Raw genomic sequence first — 14,385 nt, forward strand, 5'->3', positions numbered from 1 at the left:
CGGCTACCATTCTCCAATCAACTCCCGCAAAATATCAGTTCGAGTTCTGCTATCTTACTCACAATATGGCTATAACAATTCTTTTTCTGCTTCTGTTATCGTCCAAGTGATATCCTTTTGAGACTTTGCCACAGCAGAATACCTCGTAATGTAGTATCTTGTATTGTAGTGGATAGAGAAATCAACCACTTGAAAAACCCAATATTTCCACAGATAACGTACCTTGACAAGAAAGCTTCTTCGTGAAAGACATTAAGGTGGGGCGCACCCAAATTTAAGGTTAAGGAGCGGAAAGCCCCTGTCAGCCCACAGACGACTAACAGTTGTTCCTCAGGAGTGGGAGTGTAAAAAGCATCGGCAGGATAAATCCTGCCAAGTTTTGTGTTAGCATGGTTTGATGAAGGATAAGTAGGTAACGCCAAAAGTATTTCAACCGTGAAAATACTGCGTAAACCAATCTAACGATTGAGTAACCTATTAAACTTAACAAGCGCCAAAAAACTAATTGGTACCAGTACGACGGGGCACGTCGGAATTTACGCTTGGGGAGAAGATGCCTCTACATTGGTTGGATAAGTCCTGTCAGAGCAAGCAACTTCGTAGAACCAAGAATTCCCTGATTTCTCATCAGGGTAGTGTCAAACGTGAATCAACACTCAAAAAGAGTGGAAAACATTTCAGTTATATTACCCGAACCACGTTGGCATGGGTTTTTGGAAAACTTGGTTTAGTACCCCTGAAGCTGTAGCGACAACTAAAACAACTCCCTTTGAAGAGCATACAGCAGAATCTGCGGGCAACTCTAGCCCTAGTAGCGTTGGCGAAGCTTCCAGTTTCGCCCAGCGTACGGAAGGCAAGGAGGCTCGTATCGTTTTCAGTACGGAGCGAGATATCGATCTGTATGAACTAGAAGAACTCTGTGATGCAGTCGGTTGGTCGCGTCGTCCTCTGAGAAAAGTAAAAAAAGCCATTGAGCATAGTTTTCTCGTTGCCTCAATGTGGCAAGTGCGAGGAAACCAAAAACGGCTGATTGGTTTTGCCCGTGCTACCTCAGATCATGCGTTTAATGCCACTATTTGGGATGTGGTAGTTCACCCAGACTTTCAAGGTCAAGGACTGGGTAAATCTTTGATGAAATACGTCCTCAAAAAACTGAGGAGTGAAGAGATTAGCAATGTCACTCTCTTCGCAGACCCCCATGTTGTCGATTTCTATCGAACTATGGGCTTCATGTCCGATCCTGAAGGCATTAAAGGGATGTTTTGGTATCCTCACTAAATCCCCAATCTAAAATACAAATAAAACTGCTTGCCACAAGAAAATCAACAATGATGGGTGAGCTACCCACCACCAAGCCTTGTGGTTATGGTGGGGGCTGATGAAATCACAGGGGAGTGCCAAAGCAAGGACTTGCGTCTACTCCTCAGTATTACCTTCCCTTCTTTCTTTAGCAGAGACGGCTGTCCCATCGACCATTGAAAGCAAATTCTCAAAGGAGTTTGCAATTAGTCTAATTATCTGATATAATCACATTAATACTTCGGTCAAGCATTAATTCTGTGCTGTTTTGTATAGCCAAGGCTAGACCACTAAAAGTAGACTAATTTATCCGGGATGTAGCGCAGCTTGGTAGCGCGCCTGCTTTGGGAGCAGGATGTCGCAGGTTCAAATCCTGTCATCCCGATTTTAAAGATCAGACTTAATTACCGAATGTTTTCTTAGGCAGCAGTCAGATACTCCAACAACTGGCTTTTGTATAGACTTAAGTGGATATTTAATTCATGGTATTTGGAACGATTATTTCAGTAATATCGTCACCCATAACTGGAAAAGAGAATAAAATGGCATTGTTTTAGCTTAAAGGTCGGGGAAATTTTTCGCCGCTTGAGACGACATACAACAAGCATCTACAGTATTTTGTAGTGAATAGCAAGGCAAATTCTGAAAAAAGCAGCTTTAACACAGTCAGTTAGTCAAGGCGATACTAGAACAACTTGACTGTTAACAGTCAATGGTTGTGATGGGTTTTTTACAACTCAAATGGATTGCTATATAACTAAAACTAGTTGGTGCTGTACAAATCCTACCATTTGTCTGATTGTCTGAGTTAATTGAAATATTGACGCGAGGAGCAGTCATGAAATCATTGGTTCGCTGGGGCGCAACATTGGGTTTAGTCGGGAGTACGCTGCTGGGAACGGTTTTTGGCATAAATCTCTCAGTACTGGCATTGTCAGAACAACAAATAAAAGATAAATTAGACTCAGTACCTGTGTATTTGATTACTAATGACAAAGGCTTACCCTTAAGTCGCGCCCTGCCTGAGGGTGAAAATGGGCAAAAAGGTGGTGGTTCGGTGACAGGGGTCTATATGAGTCGGCAGGAGGCTCAAGCTTTTATCGCCGAACTGCGGAAGGTGAAAGGTAAAGATCCAAAGCTGGACGAAGTGGCGAAAACTCTACAAGTGACAGCAGTGCCTCTAGGGATAATTTATCAGCAATTGCAAGAAACCAAAAACCAACCAAATCGCCTTGTATTTGCCTTTAAACCTGTGGATCAAGAGATTCAGGGGGCGTTGGAATTGTTGCGTCAAAGTGGTCAAAAGGTAGATCAGTTTAAGAGTGTGCCTGTTTTTGCTGTCAGATTTGCACCAGAACAGGGGTATGTACCAATTCAAATGACATCTGATAAACAGCAACTTATTCCGCTATTTCTCAGTAAGCAAGATGCACAAGGTTTATTGAACCAGGTGAAGCCAAAGTATCCTAAAGCTGATATTCAAGTAATAGACGTAGATGGGGTGATTAAAACCTTACAGGGTAAAAACGATTCCTGGCTTAACCAAGTTGTCTTAGTGCCATCTCCAGAGTCTAGAGAATATATCAAGACGCTGCCTAGGGATAATGCGCCCAAAACTCCTGCTACTTCACAGCCTAAGAAGCCTAATCAACGTTAAGGTATGACGGATCAACAGCCAAAGGTAGTTTCTGGTTTACAACTTTGGCAATGGCGTCATCGGGCTATCCTGGCGGCAGGAGCTACTGATGTGCCACTGGTGGAGGTAGATTGGCTTCTGCAAGAGGTAGCTGGCTTAGATCGCTTGGCGCTACGTTTGGAGTCTTTCAAGGACTGGCCTCAGATGCAGATGGATCTGTCTCTAGAAGAGTTAGACCATCTGTGGCAAAGGCGATTAAATGACCGCTTGCCAGTGCAGTACATTGCCGGAGTTACGCCTTGGCGATGGTTTAAAATCGCCGTGTCGAGGGCTGTTTTAATTCCCAGACCAGAAACAGAGTACTTGATTGATTTAGCTGTGGCAGTCGCTGCTAGGGATGGGGCAAAAGAGCCTTTACGGTCAGGACATTGGGCAGATTTGGGCACTGGTAGTGGCGCGATCGCTCTGGGGTTGGCAGATGCTTTGCCAGAAGCAACCATCCATGCTGTCGATTACAGTCCGGAAGCCTTGGCGATCGCTCAAGCCAATGCCCAAAATTTGGGTCTGGCTGAAGGCATTCGCTTTTATCAAGGTTCTTGGTGGGAGCCGCTATCATCCCTCAAAGGTCAGTTTAGCGGTATGGTGTCGAACCCGCCCTATATTCCCACCAGTACTTTGCCTACTCTACAACCGGAAGTCTTTAACCATGAACCACATTTAGCTTTAGATGGGGGGGCTGATGGTTTAGATTGCATCCGCCATTTAATCGCTATCTCCCCCAATTATTTACGCCCTGGTGGGGTATGGCTGATTGAGATGATGGCAGGACAGGCAGAAGCAGTACGGGAACTGCTAGAAGCTCAAGGTAGCTATTGCAATATTTCAATTCACGCTGATTTGGCGGGGATTGAACGTTTTGCTTTGGCGTATAGAAGTTAGACAAAGACAGGGGAACTTATCTTAGAGGTTTTTTCAATGAAGATAATCCGCTAATAGGGGTTGAAACTCGCCTCTCCTGTTAAGATAATCCCAATTGGGGATTGAAACTCCCTTCTCCTCTCAAAATCCCCATTGGGAATTGAAACTCTCCAAATCCCTATTGGGGATTGAAAACTCATGTTGAACATCACAAATACCAATTTTAGAATTACTCGCAATAACTCCATTTTTGAAAATGAAGCAATGAGAGAAATTGCTTATAGTATGGATTTATTGATTCCTGGATTGTATTTATGGCTACTAGGGATACATCTTCGGATTGGTGGTGCGGTTCCTGACGATCAACCTTACAGATATCCAGGTCAGATACACAGTAAGGCGGGTATAGCTTTAGTATTGCCAGGGTATAAGATATTTACAACTTACCAGGGTACTTATGACCCCCAGCCTTAATTTCTGTTCTAGCACAAGGTATTTAAAGTTTACTAGAATTTATTGCCAAAAAGGCAATTTAAGAGATTGTAAGTAAGGTAAGGTACAAGATACTTACAAATTACCAGGCGTTATGACTCTGAATAGGCATCAAATACAGGGGCTGCCAGAGTTTAAGTGTACGATTTTAGACTCAAACCAATTTGAGAAGTTAATGAATGATGCTGGTTATTCTATGTCGGGAACTGCTCCGGCGCAAGGAAACAGGATTAAGGTTTGGTGGGTTCATGATGAATACCCAAGAGTGGAGTCTATTTACAGTCCTGATAAGAAAAAGGTTATAACTGCCTATCATGTGTAAGTGATGGCTATACCCAAAGTTAGGTATCGCAAATTATCTTTGAAAAGAAAGAAAGGGTAAAACTAAATCTTTATCTTTTACGAATTAAAAATTCTAAATTATGAATGTTTCTTTAGAAGAACTGATAAATAAGGCTAAAGCTGGCTGTTTAGTGAGTTTTCCTACAGATACTGTTCCCGCACTCGCAGTTTTACCAGAAAAAGCCGAATTAATTTTTATTGCTAAACAGCGTTCTCAGGATAAACCTTTGATTTTGATGGCTGCTAGTGCTGCTGATTTGTGGCCTTATGTGAAAGGTAGTGATGTGGAGCGTCAGATTTGGGAAGAATTAGTAAGTAAATATTGGCCGGGAGCGCTGACGTTAGTTTTACCAGCAAGCCATCGCCTGCCAAAGGCGATGAACCCGATTGACTCGACAACAATTGGGATTAGAGTGCCGAATTGTGCGATCGCTCAAACTATTTTGGCACAAACGGGGCCTCTAGCCACCACAAGCGCTAATTTATCAGGTCAGCCACCCTTGCAGACAATCGCAGAAATTGAGGCTACATTCCCGGAAGTTCTGACTCTGGAAACAAAAGCACACCAGGGCGAAATAGCAGGAATGGGTCTACCTTCCACCGTTGCCAAATGGACGGGGATGAATTGGCAAATTTTGCGGCAAGGTGCCATTAAGTTAGATAATTCGGCAAGGTAGCAGCAACGTTTACGCAGCGTCTCTACATGGATGATGGACTAGAAAATCCGGAATTTCAGGAAAGCGTATTTGCGGTCAATTAACAAGTTAATAATTGCCAGACTATGAATGTGAGCGACTGGGTATATCTAGGAGCAGGAATAGCATTAGGGATGGGTTTTTGTGGGTTATTTGCGCGCTCGGCAAAGGCTACATCTGGCTCATCTTCAGTATTGCTCGAAGAACAACAGCATCTGCCACTACTCTTACAACAGGTGAAGCAAACCCAGCTGGCATACGAAATGGCAGCCCAAATGAGCCAGTTTAAAGCGGGTTTTTTGGCAAGGACAACCCATGAATTGCGATCGCCCCTGAATGGTCTGATTGGCTTGCACCAGTTAATTTTGTCGGATTTGTGTGAAGATCCGGCTGAAGAGCGAGAATTTATTGCTCAAGCTCATGAGCGGGCGCTGAAATTACTGAAGCTGATTGATGAAATTCTCAGCATTGCCAGAACAGAACATGGGAACAGCAAATTAGATATTCAACCCCTAGCATTAGCTGAAGTGCTACAGGAAGTTGATAAATTAACTTATATGCTGGCAGCAAATCGCAATTTTCCCTTTCTCGTTTTACCCCCCGCTCCCGAAACTTATGTTTTGGCAGATCCTCGTTGGCTACGCCAAGTATTGGTAAATTTAGTAGACACAGCTATTTCTCAGATGGAGTTCGGCAGCCTCTGCCTTTCCAGTAGAGTTGCACCGACAAATAATTTTGTCTACATTTGGTTGGATGTGCCCACTCATGCTGTGCCCTGGAGTGAGCCGATAGATTTAATCAAATCTGAAGACAAGCCTGTAGAGGAGAATGTAGGTTTATCTCCAGGAATGAAGCTATTACTCAATCAAACCTTAATGGAAGTGATGGGAGGAAAACTGGAAATCCTGCTTTCTCCCACAGACAAGGAAGCAAAGGAGCAGCTTACTAGGCTACAAGTTTCTATCCCCCTAGTGATTCCTGAAGCTGAATTTCCCCAGTTGGCAGAGAACCCAAGTTAGTTTGGTTGTGTAGCACCATTGTGGTGGTGGTATTGGACTGGAAACCAATTTTTTCGTAGAACTCCTGTTGGTGAGTGGTCATCAGGTAAACGCGCTCAACCTGCATCCGGGGATGGCTGAGAACAGTTTCTACTAATTTGATTCCCAGCCCATTACCACGATATTCTGGGTGAATGACAACATCCCAAATTGTGGCGCGATAGATGCCATCGGAAGTGGCCCTAGCAAAGCCAATGAGTTTTTCTCCATCCCAAATGCAAATTACTGGATCGCTGTTGGCAATGGCTATGGCCAAATCCTCAATACTACGCCCTTTTGCCCAAAAAGCTGAAATATTTAGTAGCTCCTGGAGTTGGTGCAGGTCAATTTCGGCATGACGGTCGCTAAATTGAATCTGAGGAAAGTTCATTATGTAGACACCCAATTTTGGCAGGATCTTGGCTATTGTTTAGTCATATTTTGCTAGAAAGTACTGAAAACGTATATCTATATGCAACTATTTGCTTGCTTTTAATGACAAACCCATTTCCACAGAGGATGACTTGGCCCCTGCTGACGTATCCGATAAACTTGTTGTTCTAAACGTTGTTTTTCCTGTTTTGGTAGTCCCTGAAGGATATTCCGGCTTTGCCAAATTAACACCGCTAAGGTCATACCGATACAAAAGGCTAGACCTAGGGTAGCTAGTGGATGGAATACAAGTCCATATCGCACTGCTACCCAGGTAAAGTATTGTTGCCATAAAGCAATTTCTGTACGTATCTCCCACAGGCAAAGAGGGGCAATGGTGACCCACAAACAACCAACAAACAACCACCTGCCGTAGATTGTCAGTTGGTGTAGCCTTTGCACTTGTTGAGCAAAAGATTGGTCAGAGTTCTCAAGGTCTAGTTGATTAATTGGTGGTTCTTCGTCGGATTGAGCCATAGGGGAATAAACAAAATTTAAAATGCTTTAACCCAATTGTGAACTAGTCCCAAGGTTAACTATCCTGGGAACTGGCACTGGTATCAATTGACTCAGCTGGGGATTGGACTGTGCGCTCTCGCCACCAAGTTAGGAGGGTACTGGCGACAAATATGCTGGAGTAAGCTCCCACTGTAAAGCCAATAATTAAAGCTAAGGCAAAGTTTTTTAGTGTTTCTCCTCCAAACAAAAAGATGGCAAATAATGACAGCAACGTGGTAAAAGTCGTGTTGATTGACCGTCCTAAGGTTTGGTTGACGGCATCATCTACAATGTCAGCAATCTGGCGGTGGGGATTTGTTTGCAGCGTTTCCCGAATGCGATCGTAAATTACCACCGTATCGTTTACCGAGAAGCCTGTAATCGTTAGTAGGGCGACGATGAAGAGGCTATCCACTTCAGTGCCTAGTACCAAACCGAAAATTGAGAATATCCCTGCCGTGATTAAAACATCATGAAGTAGAGCAACGATCGCAAATACGGCATAGTCCAATTGGAAGCGGAAGCTCAAGTAAATAATGATGCCGGCAAAGGAAACAATCAGGGCGATGATCCCAGATGTCAACAACTCTCGCCCTAGAGTGGGGCCAACGCTATCAAATTGGTTTTTTTGCTGATCAAAAGTGCCAATTTTTTCGCTTAAGGCATTTTGCAACTTGCTACGTTGCTCGCGATCTAAGGTTTTTGTCCGAATTGATATTCCATTTTCGGCACGTGTATTTTTGTCAGCAACAATTTGGATGCTGCTATCGCCCAAACCCTGTTCTTTAGCTACTTCCCGGACGACATTGATATCAATTGGCTTGTCGCAGTTACCCGGTTTAGTGCAATCCCGTTCAAACTGTAATCTTGTACCACCAACGAAATCCAAACTAGGACGTAGAGGGGCGCGAATGTTGGGGTTTTGCCAAGAAATCACCATTGAGATGATTCCAGCAAGAATAATGGCAGAAGAAATAGTCCACCATAGCGATCGCGATTTGTTAATACTCAGTTTCATCTAGCTACCTCTGCCTTATTTGATACTGGCAGGTTCGGACAGAAAAGTTCTGGTTTCCGCAATGCAGGAATTGTAATTGCCAAAAACATGAAGGTGCGACTACAGGTAATGGCAGTAAACATACTCACTGCTACCCCTAAAGCCAAAGTTAGGGCAAAGCCTTTTACCAAACCAGCCCCCAGCCAAAATAGTGCAGCACAGGCAATGACTGTGGTAACGTTGCCGTCTAAAATACTGGAAAAGGCCCGGTAAAAGCCAGATTCGACAGAACGATATAGGGTTTTGCCTGCCTGCAATTCTTCCCTCGTCCGTTCAAAAATTAGCACGTTGGCATCAACTGCCATGCCAATACTGAGGATAAAACCGGCAATTCCCGGCAATGTTAGGGTGACACCCAACAAAGCAAAGGTAGCCCAGGTAAGCAGGGAATAGATTAATAGTGATATATCCGCAATTAGCCCTGGTAATCTATAGTACACCACCATAAATATTAAGACTAAAGTCAGACCACCGATTCCAGCATAGATACTGCTAGTGATGCTGTCTTTACCCAAGGTTGCGCCAACAGTGCGGATTTCGGCAATTTCTACGGGTACGGGTAATGCACCACCGCGCAACTGCACGCCTAAGTCATTGGCTTCTTGGGCTTTGAAAGTACCCTGAATCACGGCTGAACCGCCAGTAATACCAGTGGCTGCGTGTTCTGGTCCGACTACAGGAGCGCTAATTAGTTCGTTATCGAGAAAAATGCCGATGCTGCGTCCAGTACCAGCAAGCTTTTTCGTTAGTTCGGCAAACAGTTCACCACCCTTTTGATTGAAGCGAATGGCAACATTCCAATTGTTACCTTGAGTGGGTTCGCCATAGGCATCTTGAAGGTATTTGCCAATTAGCGGTGGGTTGGTGCTTTCAAACAAGTCGGCGATCGCCTGATTATTATTCTGCAAGGCAGCTTGATTTTTAGCAATTGCTTCTTTGTCCTTGCTCTTTCTCAACTCTTGTTGCTTTGCTTTTAGTTCTGATTGAGATACTTTTAAAGCAAATATTTGAGTTTCTGTACCAGGTTTTTGGGTGCGAAATTCTAACTGCGCTGTACCCCCTAGTACCCGTTCTGCTTGCTCTGGGTCGTTTACCCCTGGTAACTGCACTAGAATCTTGTCTGTACCCACAGTTTGGATTACTGGTTCGGAAACGCCGAGACCGTTAATTCGACCTTCGACTACTTTTTTCACGCCTTCCAATTCTCGTTCGGTGATTTGCGGTATCTCCGCTGTTGGTTTCACCTGAATTGTAAGCTGTGATCCTCCCCGCAAGTCCAGTCCCAGGGGTATGGGAATTGTGGCAATCACCGCAATGGCGGCAATTACCAACACTAAAATCAAAACCAATAGCGATCGCTGTCTCTGCATACCATAACTCGCAACTGACAAAGGTTATGATAGCGTTCTTTCACAGCGTTATGAGTAATCAGTAATCAGTAATCGGTAATCGGGAAAAAGGTAATCGTTTTTTCTCTTCCCCTTTTTCCCAATTACCTGTTACCTATTACCTAAACTCGCAAAGCTACCATTTTTTCCACTGCTTCGACAATTTGCTCTGGTTGGACAATGGTTAGTCGCTCCAGATTACCGTTGTAAGGTGTGGGGATGTCTTGGGAAGAAAGCCGTAGCACTGGTGCATCCAGTTCATCAAATAGGCGATCGTTAATTGAGGCGGTTAATTCTGCACCAATACCCCCGGTTCTCATGCATTCTTCCACAATAATCACGCGATGGGTTTTGCGGATCGATGTACCGATGGTATCGAAATCCAGAGGCTTGAGGGAGATCAAGTCAATTACTTCTGGGTCAAAACCTTGTTTTTCCAAAGTTTTTACGGCTTGCAGCACATGATGGCGCATCCGGGAATAAGTGAGAATTGTCACATCTTTGCCGCGACGCACCACTTCGGCTTTATCCAGAGGTACTAAATATTCTGTTTCTGGTAGGTCTTCTTTTAAGTTGTAAAGCAGCACGTGCTCAAAAAACAGCACTGGGTTATCATCGCGGATAGCAGATTTTAAAAGTCCTTTGGCGTTGTAAGGTGTGGAGCAGGTGACAATTTTTAACCCAGGAACGGCTTGGAAATATGCTTCAAGCCGCTGGGAATGTTCAGCCCCTAATTGCCGTCCCACACCTCCAGGTCCGCGAATCACCATTGGAATTTTAAAGTTACCGCCGGAAGTATAGCGCAGCATCCCGGCATTGTTGGATATTTGGTTGAAAGCTAGCAGCAAAAAGCCCATGTTCATGCCTTCGATGATCGGTCTTAACCCAGTCATGGCTGCTCCTACAGCCATGCCAGTAAAGCTGTTTTCGGCAATCGGGGTGTCTAGAACTCGCAGATCACCATACTTTTTGCATAGGTCTTTGGTAACTTTATAGGAACCGCCATAGTGTCCTACGTCTTCACCGAGAACAAATACGCTGGAGTCACGGGCCATTTCTTCATCAATGGCTTCCCGCAGAGCGTTGAAAAATAGTGTTTCCGCCATTTAGACCTTTAGTTGCGATTATTGTTTTAGAATCTTATCGTGCTACCGTGGCCAATACCGTGAGCGATCGCACTAGTTAGAGATTGATTTTTTGCCAGATGCTGCTCCCAAAGCCAAGGTAGAACAGTACAAGATCATCAAGATTCTACTTTTGATTAACTTTCTAACTTTAACTGCACACTGGCGAATCAGTCACCTGATGTAACTGATTGTCTGGAAAGCGTTTTGGCCTCCCTGGTTTACGTTTATGTCGCTGATTAATAGATTTTTCACTGGCGGCTGCTAACTCTTCAGGTGTACATTTGAATAGCCGCAAAGCATCTAAATATTTTTTTGGTGTCATCGTGGGTTCAGTACGCCCAGCTTCCCAGTTGCGAACGCTGGTTTCACTGATTGCAAGCCTGAAGGCAACCTCTGTACGGCTAAGTCCCGCATGCTCTCTCAGGACTTGCATATCCATATGCGACGCTCCCTGTGAAAATTTAGAGTCTGTTTATTAAATCGATTGACATAAAAATGCCAATTGAAGACAATTTATTAACCATATATTCTTTTATAAGCGATCGCTGCCACCTCTGGCAAACAAGACAGTACCTTTTTCTGTAGTCTTCAATACAGTTTTTTGATAAAAAGGTCAAATATCCAAAGGATTTGTGCAACTAGCCGCAACTTTTCCCCTACTCCTGCACAATTTCGTATAAGTCTTCCATTAAAACGTCAAATGTCCGGGCCAATTTGTGAAGAGATGTTACATCCACAGTCGCCAAGCCAGGAGACTTGGCGTAATTCTTGAGCGTGGTATATGCAATTCCTGAACGGTCAGAAACTTCTTTCAGTGTCCAGCCCTTCTCTGCCGCAAATTCTTTAATCCGCAACCTCACCAAACCCATTATTTTTCACCTGTTTCGGAATCAACTGCTGCGAACCCATATCAATACTCTAATTCGCTTTATCAATCCTGTACTATCTCGTACAAATCTTCTATCAGAACGTTGAAGGTTCGCGCTAGTTTGTGCAAGGCTGTGACGTCAACAGTGGCTAAACCGGGAGAACGCGCATAAACTTTGAGCGCACTGTAGCCTACTCCAGAACGTTCAGCAACTTCTTTTAATGTCCAGCCGTTTTCAGCGGCGAACTCTCGAATTCGCAACCTTACCAAACCCATACTTGACAACAGATATATATATATCCTTTAATATTTACATAGAGATAAAAAGCGATCGCTCCGAGTCTCGCAAACGAAAGAGCGACCGACAATTTAAAACAAATTCCCAAAAGCTGGGAGTTATTGACCCAGAAGATGGAAACACTCCAATAGATATATCGAGGTCATCTACCCAATAGAAATATCGAAGCTATCTACCCAATATCAATATCGAGGCTATCTACCCAACATCAATATCGAGGTCATCTACCATGATAACAATTGAACGAGCAGAATCGAACTACGTCAATCCTTTAGTCCGCTTTGTCACCGAAGATGCGATCGCGCTCCTCCTCAATATACCAGTTACCGAAATCAAAGAAATCCGCTGCTGGCCGAATGTAATATTGGTAATCGCCGAACATCTTGTCAGATTTGTCAGTTACGCCGATTTACCGCCAATTTTAGAAGCAGCACCCCCCACAAATCAAGATATACTGACTTGGCGCAAACGTTGGCGCAAGCAAAAGACGTACAAAGCGCCAGAGTTCTGGAAAGAATTTTATAGCCAAAAATTTCGCCAAGCCACTAGCTCTGCACAATTGTACGCTTGGGGACGACTCATCAACATCCTGAAATTTGCTTTTTCTCATGAACGCCTAGAATACCTGCGAAATGTTTTTCGCACCTGTCGGACTCTTCTTACTTCCTCCGTCAGTCATTTGACGAACAGCCAAATTTTGGCATGAGAGTCTTGGGCGAATATAATTCGCTACTACACAGGCAAAGTCCACCTCCGTGGACTAATACAAAGTCAAGGGTTTTGCCTGTGTAGCTGTGACTTCCAGTCGCCAAGACACTTTTGGAGGAAATATTTAATCCTGACTATAGATTTAAAATCAATTTAAAACTATAAATTTTGAGTAGGTAGCGGAAGAAAAACAGCAGGTGAAAGATGGAAAATTTCTGCTAACTCTTGAATATGATCTATAGTTAGTTTACGCTTTTCTGTTAGGATATCTGACATTATAGATTCTGTCTTAAATACAGGAATCAAATCTTTTTGACCCAAACCATATTCTTCCATAAGAGCTTTAAGCAACTCTATTCCATAAATATCAGGAACAGGCTCTTTTGTTTGCTCGTATTCGTAAACTAAAGTACCTAGTAAATCAAGATAGTCTTGCTCATCTGGTGTTAATGGAGTATTGTCTAATAGAGAATCAATTACATTTTGAGTAGCAAGCAGTTCCTCATCAGATTTGATAGGTCTAGGAGGAAAAGCTTGTAATAACTCTAAGTAATTCATACCTTTAGCAGAAAGGTTAATCATCTTTCCATTTGTCTTTACTGTAGTTTGTGTGAGTCAAGAAATATTTTAAGTATACTTTCTTGCCAATGAAATCGATTGAAGTAATTAAGCGGTAGTCTGTACCACAAATATCAAAAATAATAAAATTATCTACTTTATCAACACTCCTTTGTTTGAAATTTTGGCAGACTTCGTTAAAATTTTGCCATTTAGCTAATTTTGCTCGCTTATACCAAGTTAAGAGATTAGCTTTAGCATCAGGGTATTTGCTGGAGAATTCCTTGAATCTTGTTTCGGATATTATTTTCATGACAATAACTTAATATTACCTCACAACTAGTAGGGCGTTAGCCCTGTTAAAGAGATAAATATATCCATTAAGAAAATAACTATATATATAACAGAGCTACGGCAGGAGGTGCATAGGTTGGTAGTGCAGCGAGTGCATAGGTACTAAGGTAGCAAGTGCATAAGTCGCCATGTGCATATTCTGCTTATGCACAAGTACAAAAAACTAGACTACTAGCGCAATTATTTCCAATGTCTGATAAAAAAAATCTTTCAGAAAAATCTAATTTCTTAGAGAAAACTGACTCTTTACCCACTTCAGTTGCGTTTATTCACAACTTCTTAGATGAATATGGGTTAGACCCGTATGAATTTCGTATCTATACTCACATGGTTCGTAGAACTGGTGGTAAAGAAGAAGGAGTATGCTTTGCTAGCCTGAAGAAAACTGCTCAGATTTGTAAAATGAGCGTTCGTAAAGCCCAACAAGCATTAAAATTTTTAATACAAGCAAAATTATTAGAGCAGACAAAACGTGAAGGTAGAACAGATGAGTATAGGGTTCTTGCAACTCGTCATTGGGCTGCTAAAGAAGAACTAGACAATATCCGTCAAGCTATTATGAATAATAAAAACGAAAAAGTTACTGAAGCTGATCTCAATGACCTTCTTCCGAGTGTAGATTCAGGTTGCGACGAATAACAAAGGCGAAAGATACTCAAATTCTCTTTGCGCCTTTGC

At 43.0% G+C, this 14,385-nt stretch carries 18 protein-coding genes and 1 tRNA gene; 9 read left to right on the forward strand and 10 right to left on the reverse strand.

Annotation, left to right across the window (positions count from 1 at the left end; genetic code table 11):
* The first annotated feature begins 705 nt into the window (after positions 1–705).
* From H6G32_RS15080 to H6G32_RS15110, 7 genes are all read left to right on the forward strand, one after another.
* Positions 706–1,278 (forward strand): GNAT family N-acetyltransferase, encoded by a 573-nt coding sequence (locus tag H6G32_RS15080; RefSeq protein WP_190459643.1) that lies wholly within the window; start codon positions 706–708, stop codon positions 1,276–1,278.
* A 332-nt stretch (positions 1,279–1,610) separates the two neighbouring features.
* A tRNA-Pro gene (locus H6G32_RS15085) sits at positions 1,611–1,684 on the forward strand.
* Positions 1,685–2,137: 453 nt separating this feature from the next.
* Positions 2,138–2,956 (forward strand): Tic22 family protein, encoded by an 819-nt coding sequence (locus tag H6G32_RS15090; protein WP_190459645.1) that lies wholly within the window; start codon positions 2,138–2,140, stop codon positions 2,954–2,956.
* A gap of 3 nt (positions 2,957–2,959) precedes the next feature.
* Positions 2,960–3,874 carry a peptide chain release factor N(5)-glutamine methyltransferase gene (gene prmC / locus H6G32_RS15095; RefSeq protein ID WP_190459647.1) on the forward strand — a complete coding sequence of 305 codons (915 nt, stop codon included), beginning with the start codon at positions 2,960–2,962 and terminating at the stop codon, positions 3,872–3,874.
* Between the two features lie 177 nt (positions 3,875–4,051).
* Positions 4,052–4,327 (forward strand): hypothetical protein, encoded by a 276-nt coding sequence (locus H6G32_RS15100; RefSeq protein ID WP_190459649.1) that lies wholly within the window; start codon positions 4,052–4,054, stop codon positions 4,325–4,327.
* A gap of 440 nt (positions 4,328–4,767) precedes the next feature.
* Positions 4,768–5,364 (forward strand): L-threonylcarbamoyladenylate synthase, encoded by a 597-nt coding sequence (locus tag H6G32_RS15105; protein WP_199328120.1) that lies wholly within the window; start codon positions 4,768–4,770, stop codon positions 5,362–5,364.
* A 104-nt stretch (positions 5,365–5,468) separates the two neighbouring features.
* On the forward strand, positions 5,469–6,401 hold the full coding sequence (locus H6G32_RS15110) for a sensor histidine kinase (protein WP_190459651.1): 933 nt from the start codon (positions 5,469–5,471) through the stop codon (positions 6,399–6,401).
* On the opposite strand, the gene H6G32_RS15115 is transcribed toward H6G32_RS15110, so the two are convergent.
* The 8 genes from H6G32_RS15115 to H6G32_RS15150 form a co-directional block, all read right to left on the reverse strand.
* On the reverse strand, positions 6,343–6,810 hold the full coding sequence (locus H6G32_RS15115; RefSeq protein ID WP_190459653.1) for a GNAT family N-acetyltransferase: 468 nt from the start codon (positions 6,808–6,810) through the stop codon (positions 6,343–6,345). The two genes, H6G32_RS15110 and H6G32_RS15115, sit on opposite strands and share 59 nt — an antisense overlap.
* A 101-nt stretch (positions 6,811–6,911) precedes the next feature.
* Positions 6,912–7,328 carry a hypothetical protein gene (locus H6G32_RS15120; protein WP_190459655.1) on the reverse strand — a complete coding sequence of 139 codons (417 nt, stop codon included), beginning with the start codon at positions 7,326–7,328 and terminating at the stop codon, positions 6,912–6,914.
* 55 nt (positions 7,329–7,383) lie between these two features.
* Positions 7,384–8,367, reverse strand: a complete 984-nt coding sequence (gene secF, locus H6G32_RS15125) for a protein translocase subunit SecF (RefSeq protein ID WP_190459658.1) — start codon at positions 8,365–8,367, stop codon at positions 7,384–7,386.
* Positions 8,364–9,776 carry a protein translocase subunit SecD gene (gene secD, locus H6G32_RS15130; RefSeq protein WP_190459749.1) on the reverse strand — a complete coding sequence of 471 codons (1,413 nt, stop codon included), beginning with the start codon at positions 9,774–9,776 and terminating at the stop codon, positions 8,364–8,366. The genes secF and secD overlap by 4 nt, the downstream gene beginning before the upstream one ends.
* 140 nt (positions 9,777–9,916) lie before the next feature.
* A complete protein-coding gene (locus tag H6G32_RS15135; protein WP_015210149.1) occupies positions 9,917–10,900 on the reverse strand; it encodes an alpha-ketoacid dehydrogenase subunit beta in 984 nt (327 codons plus the stop codon).
* 169 nt (positions 10,901–11,069) lie between these two features.
* Positions 11,070–11,360, reverse strand: coding sequence for a helix-turn-helix domain-containing protein (locus tag H6G32_RS15140; protein WP_190459660.1), 291 nt, complete (start codon positions 11,358–11,360; stop codon positions 11,070–11,072).
* Positions 11,361–11,577: 217 nt separating this feature from the next.
* Positions 11,578–11,790 carry a helix-turn-helix domain-containing protein gene (locus tag H6G32_RS15145; protein ID WP_190459662.1) on the reverse strand — a complete coding sequence of 71 codons (213 nt, stop codon included), beginning with the start codon at positions 11,788–11,790 and terminating at the stop codon, positions 11,578–11,580.
* Between the two features lie 62 nt (positions 11,791–11,852).
* On the reverse strand, positions 11,853–12,065 hold the full coding sequence (locus H6G32_RS15150) for a helix-turn-helix domain-containing protein (RefSeq protein ID WP_015210146.1): 213 nt from the start codon (positions 12,063–12,065) through the stop codon (positions 11,853–11,855).
* A gap of 251 nt (positions 12,066–12,316) precedes the next feature.
* Between H6G32_RS15150 and H6G32_RS15155 the strand changes: the two genes are divergently transcribed.
* Complete coding sequence (locus H6G32_RS15155) at positions 12,317–12,793, forward strand: hypothetical protein (protein ID WP_190459664.1); 477 nt, start codon at positions 12,317–12,319, stop codon at positions 12,791–12,793.
* Between the two features lie 161 nt (positions 12,794–12,954).
* On the opposite strand, the gene H6G32_RS15160 is transcribed toward H6G32_RS15155, so the two are convergent.
* Together H6G32_RS15160 and H6G32_RS15165 are read right to left on the reverse strand one after the other, a co-directional pair.
* Positions 12,955–13,377, reverse strand: coding sequence for a helix-turn-helix domain-containing protein (locus H6G32_RS15160; RefSeq protein ID WP_190459666.1), 423 nt, complete (start codon positions 13,375–13,377; stop codon positions 12,955–12,957).
* The gene (locus tag H6G32_RS15165; RefSeq protein WP_190459668.1) at positions 13,370–13,666 is read right to left on the reverse strand and encodes a type II toxin-antitoxin system HigB family toxin; all 297 of its coding nucleotides are present in this window, start codon (positions 13,664–13,666) and stop codon (positions 13,370–13,372) included. Before H6G32_RS15165 ends, H6G32_RS15160 begins: the two co-directional genes overlap by 8 nt.
* Before the next feature lie 230 nt (positions 13,667–13,896).
* Here H6G32_RS15165 and H6G32_RS15170 point away from each other — a divergent pair, with 230 nt between their 5' ends.
* Entirely contained in the window at positions 13,897–14,346 is a 450-nt protein-coding gene (locus H6G32_RS15170) for a helix-turn-helix domain-containing protein (protein WP_190459671.1), read from the forward strand.
* Positions 14,347–14,385: the final 39 nt, after the last annotated feature.

It is taken from the genome of Cylindrospermum sp. FACHB-282, from assembly GCF_014697195.1.
GTDB lineage: Bacteria > Cyanobacteriota > Cyanobacteriia > Cyanobacteriales > Nostocaceae > Cylindrospermum.

Excerpts from the sequence above, each read along its gene's own strand:
- H6G32_RS15080 (WP_190459643.1), top strand. The coding sequence starts at position 706 with ATGGGTTTTTGGAAAACTTGGTTTAGTACCCCTGAAGCTGTAGCGACA.
- H6G32_RS15090 (WP_190459645.1), top strand. The coding sequence starts at position 2,138 with ATGAAATCATTGGTTCGCTGGGGCGCAACATTGGGTTTAGTCGGGAGT.
- prmC (WP_190459647.1), top strand. The coding sequence starts at position 2,960 with ATGACGGATCAACAGCCAAAGGTAGTTTCTGGTTTACAACTTTGGCAA.
- H6G32_RS15100 (WP_190459649.1), top strand. The coding sequence starts at position 4,052 with ATGTTGAACATCACAAATACCAATTTTAGAATTACTCGCAATAACTCC.
- H6G32_RS15105 (WP_199328120.1), top strand. The coding sequence starts at position 4,768 with ATGAATGTTTCTTTAGAAGAACTGATAAATAAGGCTAAAGCTGGCTGT.
- H6G32_RS15110 (WP_190459651.1), top strand. The coding sequence starts at position 5,469 with ATGAATGTGAGCGACTGGGTATATCTAGGAGCAGGAATAGCATTAGGG.
- H6G32_RS15115 (WP_190459653.1), bottom strand. The coding sequence starts at position 6,810 with ATGAACTTTCCTCAGATTCAATTTAGCGACCGTCATGCCGAAATTGAC.
- H6G32_RS15120 (WP_190459655.1), bottom strand. The coding sequence starts at position 7,328 with ATGGCTCAATCCGACGAAGAACCACCAATTAATCAACTAGACCTTGAG.
- secF (WP_190459658.1), bottom strand. The coding sequence starts at position 8,367 with ATGAAACTGAGTATTAACAAATCGCGATCGCTATGGTGGACTATTTCT.
- secD (WP_190459749.1), bottom strand. The coding sequence starts at position 9,776 with ATGCAGAGACAGCGATCGCTATTGGTTTTGATTTTAGTGTTGGTAATT.
- H6G32_RS15135 (WP_015210149.1), bottom strand. The coding sequence starts at position 10,900 with ATGGCGGAAACACTATTTTTCAACGCTCTGCGGGAAGCCATTGATGAA.
- H6G32_RS15140 (WP_190459660.1), bottom strand. The coding sequence starts at position 11,360 with ATGGATATGCAAGTCCTGAGAGAGCATGCGGGACTTAGCCGTACAGAG.
- H6G32_RS15145 (WP_190459662.1), bottom strand. The coding sequence starts at position 11,790 with ATGGGTTTGGTGAGGTTGCGGATTAAAGAATTTGCGGCAGAGAAGGGC.
- H6G32_RS15150 (WP_015210146.1), bottom strand. The coding sequence starts at position 12,065 with ATGGGTTTGGTAAGGTTGCGAATTCGAGAGTTCGCCGCTGAAAACGGC.
- H6G32_RS15155 (WP_190459664.1), top strand. The coding sequence starts at position 12,317 with ATGATAACAATTGAACGAGCAGAATCGAACTACGTCAATCCTTTAGTC.
- H6G32_RS15160 (WP_190459666.1), bottom strand. The coding sequence starts at position 13,377 with ATGATTAACCTTTCTGCTAAAGGTATGAATTACTTAGAGTTATTACAA.
- H6G32_RS15165 (WP_190459668.1), bottom strand. The coding sequence starts at position 13,666 with ATGAAAATAATATCCGAAACAAGATTCAAGGAATTCTCCAGCAAATAC.
- H6G32_RS15170 (WP_190459671.1), top strand. The coding sequence starts at position 13,897 with ATGTCTGATAAAAAAAATCTTTCAGAAAAATCTAATTTCTTAGAGAAA.